Origin of the sequence: Geomonas oryzisoli (assembly GCF_018986915.1) — a bacterium.
GTDB classification, from domain to species: Bacteria; Desulfobacterota; Desulfuromonadia; order Geobacterales; family Geobacteraceae; genus Geomonas; species Geomonas oryzisoli.
Genome location: NZ_CP076723.1, coordinates 2905880 through 2921383 on the forward strand (window position 1 = coordinate 2905880; position 15504 = coordinate 2921383).

Here is a 15504-nt window from a genome sequence, read left to right on the forward strand (position 1 = left end):
CGGCTTTCGACGCTTCAAGTAAAGCTGGCGCCATGCTGCTAGCAAAAGGATAGCAAACCGCAGCCGTGATAACGGCAGGTTGCGATTTGGCAGGGCCGAAGGCACTGCGTGAGGTGTGAAAGGAAAAAAGCGCCGAGCGCAGCGAGGCCCGCCGTCTTCTCTCAACTCACCTCTCGAGCTTCCATCCGCCCTTCTTGGTAAGGGAAAGTTCCAGCTGCCGCCCGACCTCCTTCACCGCCGGAGCCGAGACGTTCGGTGAGCGCGGCAAAACCGGAGCCGGCGTCACCTTCGCCGCCTCGTTCTCCAACGTGAGCTTCACCTGCAGGCGCCCGATTTTCTCCCCCAGGCTTCTTAGCTGCTCCACCCGTTCCGGCCCGTTCAACTGAGGGCTCTTCGTCCTCGCCCTGTCGACCTCGATCTTGGGATTCAAGGTGGAACTCTTCACGTCCACCTGCTGCACCGCCTGGGAAAACTTTTCCATGGAATTGGTGAAGACCCTCGTCTCGAACCGGGCGCGGGTGAGTGCGACGTTGAGCTCGTTGTACGTCGAGCGCCCCGGCGGTTCCACCGCGACCTTCTCCCCCTCCCCGTCCATGCCACGACTCTCAGGCGTTAGCCGCATGGGCGCATACATGATGCTCTGGTCAACTGTCGCGCCCTGGCTCTTGTAGATAGTGACCGCGTAGGCGTGGTCAACGAAGCGATATTTACTGAGATCGATCTCCACATCCCGCCCGTCCAGGTCGAGGCGCATGCGCCCCGATTCCACCTCCCTGACCACTCCAATGGTGCCGTTCTGAAGCTTCAGCTTCGAATCGTTCCTGAGCAGCACCACCCGGTCGCCGGCGGCGAAATTACGCTCCTCTTCACGAAAGACGGTGGTGCGCCCGGACATCTCTGCGGCAGAGAACCTCCTGGAGATTGTTTTAGAGACGCCTCTATCCTCCCCTTTCGAGGAGACAAAACTGTAGCTCACCTCCACCTGATTGTTGTTTCGGTCCAGAGCGGTCACCATCCCCCTGGTGTTCAGGCGCGCCCCCCAGGGCTCCACCCCGCCATCCTCCCGCACCCTGCCGCTGAAGAGCACCGTGTCCCCCATGCGGTATGCCTCCACCGTCACCCCCTGGCGTACCGGCGCGAGGACGGCAAAGGTGTTCCCTTCCCCGATCTCCCCGGCCTTCACCCGGGCCTCGCGGATCTCACGGTTCAGAAGCTTCCGGGACGCGTTGGTCGTTGTTACCAGGATTAGTTCCTGCGGCTCGCCGGCACGCTCCGACATAGGCGACGGCTTGCGGCTCTCCGCGAGGTAGTAGTCGACCACCTCGCGGTGCAAATCCGCAGGGTCCTCCCTGACCACGATACGCCCCCCCTTCTCGAGGAGGGTCATCGCCTCCCGCGCGTTCTCGGCAAGCGGCCGGTCCTCCCGGTTCAACACCTTTGCGATCTGCAAAAGTTCCGGGTCGCGCTGCCTAAGGATCTCGGACAGGGAGACCCGGTCCACCTCCCCTGCCTCCTGCAGCTGGGGCATCAGGTTCCCCGCTTGGATCCCCTGCATCTGCTTGGCGTCCCCGAGCAGGTGCAGCTTCACCCGGACCCCGGACGCCTGCAGCTCATCGATGACGGTCAAGAGCGAGTCCGTCTGCCTGACTCCCAGGAACCCCGCCTCGTCCACCCGGAACACCACCTGCCCGGACGCCCCCTGCGGCATGAGGATTTTTTCACCCGCGACCACTACCATGGGCGGCTCGCCGTTCGCCCTCTGTAGGGCAAATTTGGAAGCCGGATTGGCCTTCTCGAAACTGTGGAGGGTGCAGGCGGGCCTCCCGGTGGCGTCGGCGAGCTCCTTGGCAGCCTTCGCCGTGTAGGCGAGGTCCACCGAGACGTGCTCCTCTCCACGGGGACGCAGTACCTCCTCGTTGAAGCGCTCCGCGTACCTGAGCGTCGAGGTCTTGGCGGTGCCGGGGTCCCCCCGGGTCAACAGGCAGCCGCGCTCCCCGGCGATCTCGAGCCGCACCTCGCTCTTCTGCCCTTCGGTGAGCTTTCGCTCCCCCTCGAGAAAGCGCTCCACCTCTTCCGCTGCAGCAATGCTCTTGAACTCGGGGAGCGCCTTGATCCGCTCCAGGTTCCTCGCCTCGAGCTCGACCATCTCGGCGGTGGTGCAGAACTCCCGCCCCCTGTGGTCCTGCCCGAGCCGTAGCAGCCCCGGCGTACCGCCGTCGATGGCGCTGTTCAGCTCCTCGACACCGTGTTCTCCCCCCGAGATGCGAACGGCCTGGTCCAGAAGCCGGGCCCGCTGCAAGACTGCCTCGTGCTCTGTCATCTCCCGCATGGCAAGATCCACCACCCGCTCGGCGGGGACCGGTTCCGGTTGGGGAATAGACACCGCACGTGCCTGCTCCACCTCCCCCTTCACCCCCCTCATGGTGGTGCCGCAGGCCGTAAAGCCGTTCTCGAAGAGCCGGTCCACGTCCTCCTTCAGGATCTCCCGTTTGGGATCGCGGGTCTCGAGCGCAGCCATCTGCCAGAGTCTTCCGTGCGAGACGCCGGGAAACTGCCCAGAGGCGGTCCAGGCCTTCACCTGCTCCTTGATCTCTTCCCGCCGTGACGAAAAGTGCTCAACCAGCGTGCGCGGCACCCCGGAAAGATGCAGGTACATCCTGTCACGGTCCTCAACCTCGACCCCGAAACCGCGCGCCCTCAACTCCACGGCCAGCGCCTGCCGGTACAAGAGCCCCAGCGAGAGCTGGTCCTTGTAGATCCGGTCCGGCTCGTTAGCCCGCCACTCCCCGTTGGAAACCCTGACCGCGTTGATGATGAAAACGTGCGAGTGAAGCTGCGGGTCGATGTTGCGGGAGGTGGCGTGGTCGAATTTCGCCGCCACCATCATCTCCCCGCTCCTTACCACCCCTGAGGGGCGGCAGTGGCAGTAGTGCTTCTCCAAGTGGCTCACGACCGAGGACACCGCCGCGTCGTGCGCCTCCTTCATCCCCTCCACCCCGGCGACGTAGGCGATGGAAACCGACTTGGGGGCCGAGAAGGTGCAATCGTTCCCGGCCCTGCGCGTCTCCACGACCTCCCCAGTCGCAGGGTCACGCATAGGCCTGCAGCGAACCAACACGCTGCCGTCTGGTGCTTTCCCTGAACAGAGGGCTCGGAACTCCTCCTCCCGGACCGTGCCGGAAAGCCCCAAGGCCGACGCCCCCGAACCGCACCAAGAACTGCAGCAATCCTCCGTCCCGTGGATGTAGTAGTCCTCTCTGGAGAAATAACCCGTTGCCTGGCTGGCAGCCATCCCTTCGGAAAGTGACATCATGAGGAACCTCCCCCGGCTGCTCTGTTAGGGCTTTCGCCACCGCAAAGGTTACCAGAGGTCATCAGGTTGAGAACCGGGAGGGCCATGCAATCAAAATTAGCTTGATCGGAAGATCTTTTTAATTTAGATTTCCAGGTCATCACTGAAAGAATTAAAGCCTCCTTCGACACCCACCCTGCAGAACCGAGGGCCTTCCCCGATGCCGCCCTTGCACCTCCCCGGTCTTAGATCGAACTGGAAGAGAAGCATTAGAAACCTTTGTTTATTGTTTTAATACTTCTTTGGTTGAACTTTATAAAGGATGACGAGTATGCCGCTCAGCGCTAACACACTAATTCACTTTACAGATGAAAAGGAAAATCTTAAGGCAATCCTCCAAGAGAACTTTAGAGTTTTCAATTGCCGTGAGGAAGTTAATTTTACAAAGGGCCCGGTTCGTTATTTTGTTCCAATGGTCAGTTTTTGCGACATTCCCCTTTCAGAGATAAAAGCACACATTTCCAAGTACGGTCGCTATGGCATTGGACTTACTAAGGAATGGGCAGTTAGAAACCGACTCAATCCGGTACTCTACATTGCAAAGGGATCACATCTTGCTGAAAGCTATAGGGATGCGTTTATACATTACACTGCCCGATCCAAAAGAAGAGACGGGAAATTGACTGACGAGCAAAAATCAGTTGCAGATATAGTGAGGTACATAAAGAATTATGAAGCAGACCTCACAAGAAAAGGCACTACAATAAAAAATTATAGATTCTCAGATGAGCGAGAATGGCGCTACGTTCCGCCCTTCAAAATAGTATATGATATGTTTGTCCCACAGGACCAGTACGAGAAAGAAGGACAGCATTTTGACGATTTGTTAACAGATCTTCGACTCACATTCGAGCCCAATGACATTAAATACATCATAATTAATGATGAGGACGAGATTGGAGAATTTATAGATCACTTGAGACATACAAAGGGGAATAAATACTCGCTCCACGACATTGAGCGCCTAACCACACGCATCCTCACCTCTGCACAAATTGAACAGGACATTTAGGGTACGAATGATGAGTTAGCTTGAAGTGCATCTACGAGCACCACTTCTGCTACAGCAACGAAGTAATAGTCCCTAAATAAAAATCCGCCGAGGAACATACAAACCGTCAGGTACTCCTTGACAATATTTCAAATGGAGGACATATGGTTGCACCATTGAAAAATAAAAATTCACTTGATCTAACTGGGTTTGCTCTAGTCGATGGTGGATTTACATACCGCAATAAATATTACAAATTTGATGATGTAATAGAAACTGGAATTGCAAGAAGTGTTTTGGAACATAAAATTGTTCTTGTTGGTTCAACACACCACCATTCTGTATCAATAAGAATTGGCATGAGATCAGGAGAACAATTGCAGGTAACAGAGCAGCCAACATGGTTATCTGATAGCAAACTAAGCAGTGTTGAATATGTTGAAAATTTATTCCAGGTCATATCAAAAAAGTCTTGGGACAATAGAGTTAGAAAATATACTAACAACATAGATAATCTTGGTTACTTTGAATACAATGGATGGCGATTTTATATAAAACAGCGTAAATTACAAGACGTCAGCAATAATAATTATTATGACTTAGGATCAGTCAACCTGTTTAAAAGCTATGGGTTCATTGCTGTTAAAGAAAAAAATGAAGGACTTGGGTCTAAGCTTTTTAAAAGTTTAGTCGGCAATCAGGCTGGAATTGGAACTTTAATTGATAGTGATGTATTTTTTGCTTTGTTAAAGCATTTTTTTGGTATTAGTTGGTCATGATGTAGCGAAGAATGCAGAACGTCAACCAGGTGGCGACACAAAGGCGTTGACCACTGACGCACTGGTGCGCCCCCACCACGTTTTGTCGAATCGAAGAAATCAGCGTTAAGCTTCTGTGATTTTTGAATTACTCTCTAGACTGAATCCGCTCACACCTCTATAATGAATTGTGAAGGTGTGGCCAGTTAATTTATAGGCAATGCCAACTCGCCTCATCATTTTCGGAAGCGAACCCGTTGAACTAATTAAAATTTTGTAATATTTTGCGGGTAACAGGCTTCTGCCACAGCTAAACATGTACTGTAATTTAAGATACTTAAATCTAAAATTGTAATCCCATGTGCTTCCGCCATTAACTGTTTCCCACCATTTCGGCATCTCTCTAAACCCGCAATCGGCGGGTTTATTGTTTTTCCTGCGCTGATAAGACGACACCTCAGGCGCATCCTGCTACTTGCCCTCCGAGTCCTTATGGTTAATAACCAACGTCTTTGTTTACGTTTAGCCCATTACCCATGAATAGTGTGGCTACAATCCTGAGACTCAAGAAACTCTGATACAAAACCCGACGAAGTGGCGGTGGTGGCAGTGGCTACGCGCCTGAATCCTTGTAACTCGACCCGTTGATCAAGTTCCAGGTCAGAGTAGGTCTTGATGCAGTTAGGGCGCCACGTGCCCCTCGGAGCGCGTTGCGGAGGTCCATAGAGTGCTGCTAAATCTGGTAATCCTCAACGAAGACGCGCATCTTGCGCGGCCTGGCGTAGACCTGTTCCCCTACCTGCAACCGGAGCCGGTCCGCCTCGTCGCGCGGCAGCTCCGCCTCGATGGTGCGGTCGCTGCCGGAAAGAACAAGGTCAACGCGCACCAGCGGGCCAACCGAGAGGAGGTAGCGGACCTCTGCCTTGATGGCACCGGAACCGTTGGTGTCCCGCTCGATGGCGATGTCGTGCGAGCGAACATAGCCCACGGCAGGGGCATCCTGCGCCGAGGCGTTCTCCGGCGAGGACAGGTCTAGACCCGCCATCTGCGCGGTCCCCTCGTGCACCCTGCCGTGGAAGAGATTGACGCTGCCGAGGAAGTCGTAGACGAAGGGGGTTGCCGGGCGGTCGTACACCTCGGACGGCGTCCCTTCCTGCTCGATGCGCCCCTCGTTCATGACCACGATCCGGTCGGCAACCTCGAGCGCCTCCTCCTGGTCGTGGGTCACGAAGACGCTGGTGACGTGGATCTCGTCGTGCAACCGCCTGAGCCAGCGGCGCAACTCCAGCCTCACCTTGGCATCGAGCGCCCCGAACGGCTCGTCGAGCAAGAGTACCTGCGGCTCGACGGCGAGGGCCCGGGCGAGCGCCACACGCTGCCGCTGCCCGCCGGAAAGCTGCGCCGGATAGCGGTCGGCCAAGTTTTCCAACTGGATCAGCTTGAGCAGGTTGTGCACCTTGTCCCGAATCTCCTGCTTACCGGGGCGGCTCTTCTTCGGCTTCACGGTGAGGCCGAAGGCGATGTTGTCGAAAACGCTCATGTGCCGGAACAGGGCGTAGTGCTGGAAGACGAAACCCACCTGGCGTTCCTGAACCTGGCGCTTGGTCGCCTCCTCGCCGTCGAACAGGATCCTGCCGCTGTCCGGGCTCTCCAACCCGGCGATGATGCGCAACAGCGACGTCTTTCCCGAACCTGACGGCCCCAGAAGTGCCACCAGTTCACCGGAGGGAACCTTGAGGCTCACGTCCTTCAACGCGGTAAAGGTGCCAAACGACTTGCTTACGGCTTGGATTTCGATGCTCATGGGGTTACCTTTCTGTCTCTACTGCTGATATCGTCTGCGGCACCTTCCATTCGGACACCGTCTTCACCGCCAGGGTCACGAGGGCCAGCAGCGCGAGGAGAGATGCCACCGCGAAGGCCGCTGCGTAACTGTACTCGTTGTAGAGGATCTCAACCTGGAGCGGGATGGTATTGGTCGATCCGCGCACGTGGCCGGACACGACGGAGACTGCACCGAACTCCCCCATGGCCCTGGCGTTGCAGAGGATGACGCCGTAGAGGATGCCCCACTTGATGTTGGGGAAGGTGACCCGCAGGAAGGTCTGCAGGCCGTTGGCTCCAAGAGTGAGCGCCGCTTCCTCCTCATCGCGCCCCTGCGCCTCCATAAGCGGGATCAACTCCCGCGCGATGAACGGGAAGGTGACGAAGATGGTGGCGAGAATGATCCCCGGGACCGCGAAGATGATCTTGATGTCGTGCTCCTGCAGCCAGGGGCCGAGCCACCCTTGCAGGCCGAAGATCAGCACGTAGATGAGGCCGGAGACCACCGGCGAGACCGAGAACGGCAGGTCGATCAGCGTGACCAGGAAGCTTTTGCCGGGGAAGCTGAACTTGGCGATGGCCCAGGCCGCGACGATGCCGAAGAAGAGGTTCAAGGGTACGCAGACCGCGGCGGTGATCAGCGTGAGCCGGATGGCCGAGATCGTGTCGGGTTCTGTGAGCGCGGCGAGGTACGCCTCCCACCCCTTTTCCAACGCCTGTGAAAACACAGCGGCGAGCGGCACCACCAGGAACAGCGCCAGGAAAGCAAGTGCTACTGAGATCAGCAGCCAACGCACCCAGGCCGGTTCCGTGACCGTTGCCCCTTTTCTCTCCCTGTTAAGTCCCTTACCCACCATGTCCTGTCCCTCCCGGCGCCAAGGCCCCGACTATTCCGCGTAACGCCTGCTCCACTTCTGCAACAGGTTGATGCAGAGCAGCATGAAGAAGGAGACCACCAGCATCACGGTGGCGATGGCGGTCGCGCCGGCGTAGTCATACTGCTCCAGCTTGGTGATGATGAGCAGCGGCGTGATCTCGGAAACCATCGGCATGTTGCCGGCGATGAAGATGATGGAGCCGTACTCCCCCACGGCGCGCGCAAAGGAAAGGGCGAATCCGGTGAGGATGGCGGGGAGCATGGTCGGCAGCAGCACCCGGCGAAAGGTCTGCCAGCGGTTGGCGCCCAGGCAGGAGGCAGCCTCCTCGATCTCCTGGTCCAGTTCCTCCAGCACCGGCTGGACCGTGCGCACCACGAAGGGAAGGCCGATGAAGACCATGGCCACGGCGATGCCGAGGGGGGTGAAAGCGACCTTGATGCCGCGCGGCTCCAGGTAGCGCCCCAGCCAGCCGTTTTGCGAGTAGACGCTGGCGAGCGTGATGCCCGCGACTGCCGTGGGGAGGGCGAAGGGAAGGTCCACCAATGCGTCAATCAGTTTCCTGCCGGGAAAGCGGTAGCGGACCAGCACCCACGCCACCAGGACCCCGAAGAAGGCGTTGATGGCTGCGGCGACGAGGGAGGAGCCGAAGGTGACGCGATACGAAGCCAGCACCCGCGGTGCGGTAACCGCAGCGACAAAATCAGCCCAGCTAAGGGTGGCGGTCTTGAAGAAAAGTCCGGAGAGCGGGATAAGCACCACGATGCTCAGATAAAAGACGGTGTACCCAAGGGCCGGGGTAAAACCCGGCAAGACGTTGTTTTTTGCTCTCCCCACAGCCGTCCCCCCTCCGTTCGATCCTTTCACGCTCCCTCCAAGGCCGATCGCATCACGCAGTGTGCGCTACTTTGCACCGTAGATCTGGTCGAACACCCCGCCGTCGGCAAAGTGGGTCTTCTGGGCCTTGCGCCAGCCGCCGAAGGTGTCGTCGATGGTTACCAGCTTCACCTTGGGGAACACCTTGGCGTACTTGGCCGCCACCTTCTTGTCGCGCGGGCGGTAGTAGTGCTTGGCAGCGATTTCCTGCCCCTCAGACGAGTAGAGGTATTTCAGGTACTCCTCGGCAAGCTTCCTGGTTCCCTTCTTATCGACCACCTTGTCCACCACGGCAACCGGCGGCTCGGCCAGGATGCTCACAGACGGGACCACGATCTCGAACTTGTCCTTGCCCAACTCGTTCACAGCGAGGAACGCCTCGTTCTCCCAGGCGAGCAGCACGTCGCCCTGGCCGCGCTGCACGAAGGTCGTGGTGGCGCCGCGTGCGCCGGAATCGAGTACCGGTACGTGCCTGAAGAGCTCGGAGACGAACCGTTTTGCTTTCGCCTCGTTGCCCCCCTTCTGTTTCAGGGCGTAGGCCCAGGCCGCCAGGTAATTCCAGCGGGCGCCACCGGAGGTTTTCGGGTTCGGCGTGATGACGGCAACGCCGGGCTTCACCAGGTCGTTCCAGTCCTTGATGTTCTTGGGGTTACCCTTGCGCACCAGGAACACGATGGTCGAGGTGTAGGGAGAGCTGTTGTTGGGAAGCCTCTTCTGCCAGTCGGCCGGAAGGAGCTTTGCCTTGTCGCTGATCTCGTCGATGTCGTAGGCCAGCGCCAGGGTGACCACGTCGGCCTCGAGCCCGTCGATCACCGCCCGCGCCTGTTTACCGGATCCCCCGTGGGACTGCTTGAAAGTGACGTTCCGGTTGCCCTTTTTGGCAAAAGCCTTGTTGAAGTCCTGGTACAACTCACGGGTCGGATCGTACGAGACGTTAAGGAATTCCTGCGCCGCGAAGGCGGAGAGGGGAAGGGCTGCGGCGAGCAGCGCGACAAGAGCGGTCCGGACTAGTTTATTCATCGCCTTTCTCCTTTTTTTCTGTTTAGTCTACAGGCTTGATAGATTTAAAAAGCAAAAAAAAGCGCTGCTGATTAGATGCAAAAGTCGATGACGTTCTTTTCGGAGAGTTCGGCGTGGTCGATGCGTCCCAGCACATCAGCCAAGGTGGTGTTGTCCAGGATCTGGGCGATCGCATCGCGTACATCCTTCATCACCAACCGGATGCCGCAGGTATTCTCGTTGCCGCACTCGGTACACTCGGCATAGGCCGTTTCGCTGACGCAGGGGACTGGCGCCAGAGGACCTTCCATAATCCGGATGGCCTGCCCCATAGTTATCTGCCTGGGCGGACGCCCCAGGTAGTAGCCGCCCCCCTTCCCTTTCCGGCTCTGCAGGATACCGCTGTTTTTCAGGGCAAGCAGGATGGCTTCCAGAAACTTTTTGGGTATATTCTCGTCACGCGCCAGGTCCGCGATCAGGATCGGTCCCTGCTCGTACTGGCGTGCGAGGTAGATGAGGGCCTTGAGGCCGTATTTGGTCTTCTTCGATATCATCTACTACCCTGTCGTTTTTGTAGACTTGTGTATAATCCCTCCAAAAGGTTGTGTCAACCGTTTTTTCGACGACTTCACACTACACCAGCAGCTAATCATAGTTATTCATTGTTTATCGATGACGTCCTGCGAGAACCGGTTTCGCTTGCCCCTTCGGTTCGCGTGAGCCGTCCTCGCGCACAGGCCTTTGAAATGACACAGAAATTGCTGGACGGGGCTCATAAATTAATGATACATAAGCAGCCACCGTTAAGTTAAGGAGCTTATCAGTTCCCGTCGAAAAGAGGTCTTCGGAATGCCTTCTCGCCTTGTCGCCGTAACGTGCCCTTCGTGCGGATTCAGCAAATCCGTCCCCTACGACAAATGCCCGCCCAATGGAACCGCTACCAGCTGCCCCAGGTGCAAAACCAATTTCGTCTTTTCCAGGGACGCGGCAGCGCTGCAGCCCGAGTCGGGCCTGGACGAGTTCGCTCTGCCCGAGGCAGGAGACAATGCCCCGACAACCTGTCCCAAATGCGGCTATGAGAGACAAGGTAGCGACAGTATTTTCGATGCGGCGTCGTGCCCCAAATGCCACGTGATCTACGCCAAATGGACCTCACCCGGCCAGCCCGCTGCCTCAGCGAAGGTTTCCGGAATCCTCCGTACTGTCAACTCCGCCACCCTCGTTTACCATCGCGAACATACCCTCTTCCAGATACACGCCGTCATAGCGCTCATTTACTGGCTGGGTCTCATGTTCATGACCCGGGGTGTTTTCCTGCTCCTTCTTCCCGCCTTCCTGGTCGCCCTGCTGGTCGGGCAGTCCACGCTGATCGCCCACCTGAAAGGAAACGGGATCAGGCTTTCCACCACCCAGTTCCCCGAGCTTTACAACAGGTATCTCAACTGCTGCAGGACGCTTGGTCTTACCGATCCCCCCGAGGCGTACCTGATCAACGGCAGCGGCTTCCTCAACGCCTTCGCCACCAGATTCCTGGGGAGGAACTTCGTGGTGCTGTTCTCCAACACCATCCAGGCCATGTCCGACCGCCCCGACGCCATCAACTTCTACATCGGGCACGAGCTCGGGCACATCAAGCAAAAGCACCTGCAGTGGGCCCCCTTCATCTGGCCGGCGAGCCTGCTTCCCTTGATAGGCGCCGCCTATTCTCGCGCCCGCGAGTACACCTGCGACCAGTTCGGCCGGGCCTGCTGCGACAGTACCGAGAGCGCCCTGAAAGGGCTCATCGCGCTCTCCGCCGGAGAGAAACTCTGGGACGAGGTGAACATCGACGCCTACCTGGATCAGACCGAGCAGAGCAGGGGCTTCTGGATGTCGCTCCACGAGCTCATCTCAGACTACCCCTGGCTCGTCAAACGGGCGGCCCGCATCAACAACCCCTTCGCGTCCCCTCCCCCGCGCAGCGCCTTCGCCTGGATCTTCGCCATCTTCATGCCCCGCATGGGTGTAGGAGCATCGGCGGGCGGCGTCCTGGTGACCGTCGCGATCATAGGTATCCTTGCCGCAATAGCCATCCCGCAATTCGCGGCCTACAAAGCCAAGGCACAAAACGCGCAGATGCATTCGACGAAGATGGACGCCCCCGTCCCAGCCGGCATTGCTCCTCCAGGGCAACCGTGAATTGTGCCGCTGCTCCGAAAGTGCACGCTCGCAGGGGCCGGCCCAGCCGCTTCATTCGTTAATAAGCCGGCTGGTTATTAACGTTTATCCCGTTACGTGTTAACAAGCATCAGTGTCAGAACCTTTCTGCTCAACTCCAGCACTTTGCCGGCTAACTAAGGAGCCCCCATGCGTTACATCAATATCGACAGGATACTTGCCGCCCAGCTCACCACTCCGGCCGAAAATCCGCTCGTGGGCGACGAAACACGCCTCATCGACGTCTGGTTTGACGGCAGCGCGGTACGCAAGCAGCTGTTCAAGAAGGTGCATAAGACCGAGCAGGAAGCGATGGCCCGGGAGCTCGAGCAGAGGGGTTTCATCCGTTCCGGCAATCTCCTGATCAACCCGAAGGGGGTCCTCTTCGCCGAGATGGAGCACGAGATCGTCGGCGGCCTCGTCACCATCGGCTATCAGGACAACGGCAAACCCGTCGAGCTGAAGATGGAAACCCAGGCTTTTAAGGAGCTGTGCGAGCGGCTGGCGAAACAGGAAGGATGAGCAGGTTCGGAGATGCTGTAACTTTGAGGGATGTGCCTTTATGAAGACACAGTACTACGCAGCATCCAGTCTCGACGGGTTCATTGCCACCGAAGACGATTCACTGGATTGGCTTTTCCCGTTAGGCAATGTCGAAGACACCAGCTATCCCGCATTCATCGCCGACGTCGGCGCACTGGCGATGGGATCAGCAACCTACGCGTGGATGCTGCGTCATGCCGACGAGGTGGCCCTTGAGACGGGGGCCGCGTGGCCGTACACCCAGCCGGTGTGGATATTCTCCACCAGGGAGCTGCCAGCCATTGCGGGAGCGGACATCAACTTCGTTCGAGGCGACGTCCGGCCGGTTCATGCTGAAATGAGCAAAGCGGCCGGTTCGAAGAACATCTGGATTGTGGGTGGAGGTGATTTAGCCGGTCAGTTCTACGATGCCGGCCTGCTGGACGAGATAATCGTTCAAGTAGGTTCGGTCACCCTCGGCACGGGCAAGCCGCTCTTCCCGCGTCGCGTGGTCACTCCCCCGTTGACCCTGGTATCCGTGCAGCAGTTCGGCTCGGGATTCGCCGAGTTGCGGTACCAGGTACCGAAAAGTGCTCCCTGAGGCTCCGCTGGACACCGCGCGCCCTCAGGCTGCTTTGCGAGGACCCTTGAGAACCGACAAAGCCTCGGGATCCCTGTCGAGTAGAATCAGCGCGTTGCACACGGCTCGACTGGGAAGCAGATCGCCCTTTTCGTATTTCTGAAATGCCCTCGGACCACCTCCGATGACAACACCCGCCGCCTCCTGTGTCAGGTGCAATTTTTTCCTGATGCGTCGTATCTCCTCGGGCGGGAGGAGCCCCTCGCAAGAAGCCTTGAGCCTGTTCAACATTCTGTCCGAGACTTTCAGGTCCTCCCCTGTATGGATGCTCTCCTCCGACCGATCACAATACCATCCGGGCATGTCGAAGGTAATTGACTCCCCTTTGTAGCTAAGGGTAAAGGGCCGTGTATCTCGGTACATAGGTGCCCCGGTTTCAGGACAGACAGGGTTACTCATGATCCTTCTCCTTGAACGACAGAAGCAAAAACTCCGTAACAACATCCGCGGTGAACTTCACGTAAAGCAGCCCCACTGGCGACGGCACGTGGTAGACATCCTGCCACAGCCTCGAGTCGGCATAGGCGGTCATTGACTTGTAGAACTGCCCCCGTTGCATGGACTGGATCGTAGCCACGATCTCAACTCGCCCAAATCCTAGTGCTGCGGCGGTCCGCAGGGCCGTACCGGTGACAGCAAGCCGTTCCACCGCGCTGAAGGCAGCCTTAAATGCCGCGAGATCGTACGTCGGTTTGCGCCTCTCTGCCACGGCTTCCTTTTACACCATAATGATGTATTTATCAAGGAGTTGCCTCCCTTCAACAGCCAACATCTCCCTTGGCCAATGCCTTTTCAGTAAGCGACTCTCAATTCAGTCCTGTACTGGTTCTCGGGCGGGGGATTATTCGTCATCATCCAAATAATCACGCCCTTTCGACACAACTCCGTCCAGTTTTTCCAACCGATCAAAATAAGGCGTACTACACTGCAGAGTTTTGCCCCCCATTTTTTCTCCTATCATAGTGATCGTCACGCCCGCATCACGATGTGGCCGGGACTCTTCTCCTTCGAAATTGCTGAAGATCTCGTACGTCACCATGGCGTTGGTGAAGGAGACGGCTCTCCTATCCACTCGTGCCCTAAAATAATGAGTGGCGCGAAATTTTTGTATCGATCCGGCAAGATCTCGAGGATAGGAGAACTCCTTTTGGCCTAATGGTCCAAAACGATAAACCAAATACGCGTCTGACGCGCGTAGCGACTGAGCCCCACAAAGACTAATGTATTTCTGGGATGAGCGAACCTTACAAGAAAACACAACCGTTTCGGTACTCGTGCAGTGTGAAGGGAACGCAGGTGTGCCAGCAAAGATCTCAAGTGGGATGCACAGCACTATGGCAATCACTGCCGATAGGATATTGAGGCTCGTTGAGAAGCGCCGTAGAGGGTTGTTTTCATTGCCGGGATAGACTCCTCTTTTTATAGTATCCATATGCCGATTCCAACTTAAGATCATAGTCATTTTGCTTGTAGGCAGCACCATTATACGCTTTAGCACACAAAGCCCATTTTTTGTCTCGTAGAAATGAGATCAAGTTGTGATCCTGGCAGTATGCAACGAAACTCTTCAAATGTTCCTTCTCGGAAATAAACATTGCGTCACAGAACTCAAAAACATTTTTGAAGCCGCTGTGGTTAAAACCCATGATCTGAAATTTCCCCCAAGAAGCTGATTTCAACGCCGATTTTGGATCAAGTGAGAAGGCGTCTAACAGTCTACTCCATTGTCCAATCCCATAAAACCGTCTTGCACCTGCCCAAGTCGCCTGCGAGAGGTAGGGGTGGGAATAGTCGTACCTACCTCCTGTAAACTGATGAAACCATCTGGCTTCAAATAGGACCTTGGGTCGCCCCTTGCTGTCAAATCCGGTCCGCCCCCCTGATTCAACGTCGGAAACAGCATAAATAGCGGCAGCGTCAACGTCATAAGCCTTGGCCGTAGTTTCAATGTCGAGATCGGAGAGAAGCGGAGGTTTTGACGAGTGAGGTTGGGGAATGACGTAGCCCGAAGAATTTGCGGGGCGCGCCTTTCTCGGAAGATAGTGCAGAGACTTTATCGTATTTGGATCAGCATCGTCATTCATTCCTAACGGCCCAGGCGTAATCCCTAGCCGCGTGCGAAGATTTGGATCAGCTTGATCATTGATGCCAAGTGGTCCCGGCGTCCTTGATGGCAGGTCCCGCTGCAGACATAATCGGTTGAAAAGGTAAGTTGACCGCATCTTTAACCTCCCTATAATTCCTGAGAACAGGAACCATCTGCTGTCATTCATGCGACCGCCGCCCTAAAAAGATTAGATGGTACCAACCAGGATACCCATGTCAATCATGCTACACACGCCTCCCCCTCTCCTAGATCGCCCCCCTCCCTACTACACCAGTTTCTCCTCCAGACGTTCTTGCTACCGACACATCCTTTCCTTTCACCTCCCCACACTCACAACCCCACCCCGCCTCTGTCACAGATAGTC

15 protein-coding genes are annotated in these 15504 nt (G+C 56.9%); 5 read left to right on the plus strand and 10 right to left on the minus strand.

What is annotated here, in order from left to right:
• Window positions 1-166 precede the first annotated feature (166 nt).
• On the minus strand, window positions 167-3313 hold the full coding sequence (gene mobF, locus KP004_RS12705) for a MobF family relaxase (protein WP_216798902.1): 3147 nt from the start codon (window positions 3311-3313) through the stop codon (window positions 167-169).
• 310 nt (window positions 3314-3623) lie between these two features.
• Here mobF and KP004_RS12710 point away from each other — a divergent pair, with 310 nt between their 5' ends.
• Both KP004_RS12710 and KP004_RS12715 read left to right on the plus strand, forming a co-directional pair.
• Window positions 3624-4364: an abortive infection system antitoxin AbiGi family protein gene (locus KP004_RS12710; RefSeq protein ID WP_216798903.1), complete on the plus strand. Its 741-nt coding sequence runs from the start codon at window positions 3624-3626 to the stop codon at window positions 4362-4364.
• 143 nt (window positions 4365-4507) lie between these two features.
• Window positions 4508-5122, plus strand: coding sequence for a hypothetical protein (locus KP004_RS12715; RefSeq protein WP_216798904.1), 615 nt, complete (start codon window positions 4508-4510; stop codon window positions 5120-5122).
• Window positions 5123-5834: 712 nt separating this feature from the next.
• Here the strand turns inward: KP004_RS12715 and KP004_RS12720 are convergent.
• The 5 genes from KP004_RS12720 to KP004_RS12740 form a co-directional block, all read right to left on the minus strand.
• A complete protein-coding gene (locus KP004_RS12720; RefSeq protein WP_216798905.1) occupies window positions 5835-6905 on the minus strand; it encodes a sulfate/molybdate ABC transporter ATP-binding protein in 1071 nt (356 codons plus the stop codon).
• A gap of 4 nt (window positions 6906-6909) precedes the next feature.
• Window positions 6910-7782: a sulfate ABC transporter permease subunit CysW gene (gene cysW, locus KP004_RS12725; protein WP_216798906.1), complete on the minus strand. Its 873-nt coding sequence runs from the start codon at window positions 7780-7782 to the stop codon at window positions 6910-6912.
• 30 nt (window positions 7783-7812) lie between these two features.
• Window positions 7813-8637, minus strand: a complete 825-nt coding sequence (gene cysT, locus KP004_RS12730) for a sulfate ABC transporter permease subunit CysT (RefSeq protein ID WP_216798907.1) — start codon at window positions 8635-8637, stop codon at window positions 7813-7815.
• 66 nt (window positions 8638-8703) lie between these two features.
• Complete coding sequence (locus KP004_RS12735; protein ID WP_216798908.1) at window positions 8704-9696, minus strand: sulfate ABC transporter substrate-binding protein; 993 nt, start codon at window positions 9694-9696, stop codon at window positions 8704-8706.
• A gap of 71 nt (window positions 9697-9767) precedes the next feature.
• The gene (locus KP004_RS12740; RefSeq protein ID WP_216798909.1) at window positions 9768-10229 is read right to left on the minus strand and encodes an RrF2 family transcriptional regulator; all 462 of its coding nucleotides are present in this window, start codon (window positions 10227-10229) and stop codon (window positions 9768-9770) included.
• A 577-nt stretch (window positions 10230-10806) separates the two neighbouring features.
• On the opposite strand from KP004_RS12740, the gene KP004_RS12745 reads away from it, so the two are divergent.
• From KP004_RS12745 to KP004_RS12755, 3 genes are all read left to right on the plus strand, one after another.
• Window positions 10807-11853: a M48 family metallopeptidase gene (locus KP004_RS12745; protein WP_216798910.1), complete on the plus strand. Its 1047-nt coding sequence runs from the start codon at window positions 10807-10809 to the stop codon at window positions 11851-11853.
• Between the two features lie 168 nt (window positions 11854-12021).
• Complete coding sequence (locus KP004_RS12750; protein ID WP_216798911.1) at window positions 12022-12393, plus strand: hypothetical protein; 372 nt, start codon at window positions 12022-12024, stop codon at window positions 12391-12393.
• Between the two features lie 40 nt (window positions 12394-12433).
• Window positions 12434-12994, plus strand: a complete 561-nt coding sequence (locus KP004_RS12755) for a dihydrofolate reductase family protein (protein WP_216798912.1) — start codon at window positions 12434-12436, stop codon at window positions 12992-12994.
• Between the two features lie 24 nt (window positions 12995-13018).
• Here the strand turns inward: KP004_RS12755 and KP004_RS12760 are convergent, their stop codons facing one another.
• The 4 genes from KP004_RS12760 to KP004_RS12775 form a co-directional block, all read right to left on the minus strand.
• Entirely contained in the window at window positions 13019-13432 is a 414-nt protein-coding gene (locus KP004_RS12760) for a type II toxin-antitoxin system MqsA family antitoxin (RefSeq protein ID WP_216798913.1), read from the minus strand.
• Window positions 13425-13742, minus strand: coding sequence for a type II toxin-antitoxin system MqsR family toxin (locus KP004_RS12765; RefSeq protein WP_216798914.1), 318 nt, complete (start codon window positions 13740-13742; stop codon window positions 13425-13427). Before KP004_RS12765 ends, KP004_RS12760 begins: the two co-directional genes overlap by 8 nt.
• Window positions 13743-13874: 132 nt before the next feature.
• Window positions 13875-14465, minus strand: a complete 591-nt coding sequence (locus KP004_RS12770) for a hypothetical protein (protein ID WP_216798915.1) — start codon at window positions 14463-14465, stop codon at window positions 13875-13877.
• Window positions 14428-15306: an N-acetylmuramidase family protein gene (locus KP004_RS12775; protein WP_216798916.1), complete on the minus strand. Its 879-nt coding sequence runs from the start codon at window positions 15304-15306 to the stop codon at window positions 14428-14430. Before KP004_RS12775 ends, KP004_RS12770 begins: the two co-directional genes overlap by 38 nt.
• Between the last annotated feature and the right edge of the window lie 198 nt (window positions 15307-15504).

Bases quoted from the DNA above. Each gene is read 5' to 3' on its own strand.
- mobF (WP_216798902.1), bottom strand. From the start codon at position 3,313: ATGATGTCACTTTCCGAAGGGATGGCTGCCAGCCAGGCAACGGGTTAT.
- KP004_RS12710 (WP_216798903.1), top strand. From the start codon at position 3,624: ATGCCGCTCAGCGCTAACACACTAATTCACTTTACAGATGAAAAGGAA.
- KP004_RS12715 (WP_216798904.1), top strand. From the start codon at position 4,508: ATGGTTGCACCATTGAAAAATAAAAATTCACTTGATCTAACTGGGTTT.
- KP004_RS12720 (WP_216798905.1), bottom strand. From the start codon at position 6,905: ATGAGCATCGAAATCCAAGCCGTAAGCAAGTCGTTTGGCACCTTTACC.
- cysW (WP_216798906.1), bottom strand. From the start codon at position 7,782: ATGGTGGGTAAGGGACTTAACAGGGAGAGAAAAGGGGCAACGGTCACG.
- KP004_RS12735 (WP_216798908.1), bottom strand. From the start codon at position 9,696: ATGAATAAACTAGTCCGGACCGCTCTTGTCGCGCTGCTCGCCGCAGCC.
- KP004_RS12740 (WP_216798909.1), bottom strand. From the start codon at position 10,229: ATGATATCGAAGAAGACCAAATACGGCCTCAAGGCCCTCATCTACCTC.
- KP004_RS12750 (WP_216798911.1), top strand. From the start codon at position 12,022: ATGCGTTACATCAATATCGACAGGATACTTGCCGCCCAGCTCACCACT.
- KP004_RS12755 (WP_216798912.1), top strand. From the start codon at position 12,434: ATGAAGACACAGTACTACGCAGCATCCAGTCTCGACGGGTTCATTGCC.
- KP004_RS12760 (WP_216798913.1), bottom strand. From the start codon at position 13,432: ATGAGTAACCCTGTCTGTCCTGAAACCGGGGCACCTATGTACCGAGAT.
- KP004_RS12770 (WP_216798915.1), bottom strand. From the start codon at position 14,465: ATGGATACTATAAAAAGAGGAGTCTATCCCGGCAATGAAAACAACCCT.
- KP004_RS12775 (WP_216798916.1), bottom strand. From the start codon at position 15,306: ATGAATGACAGCAGATGGTTCCTGTTCTCAGGAATTATAGGGAGGTTA.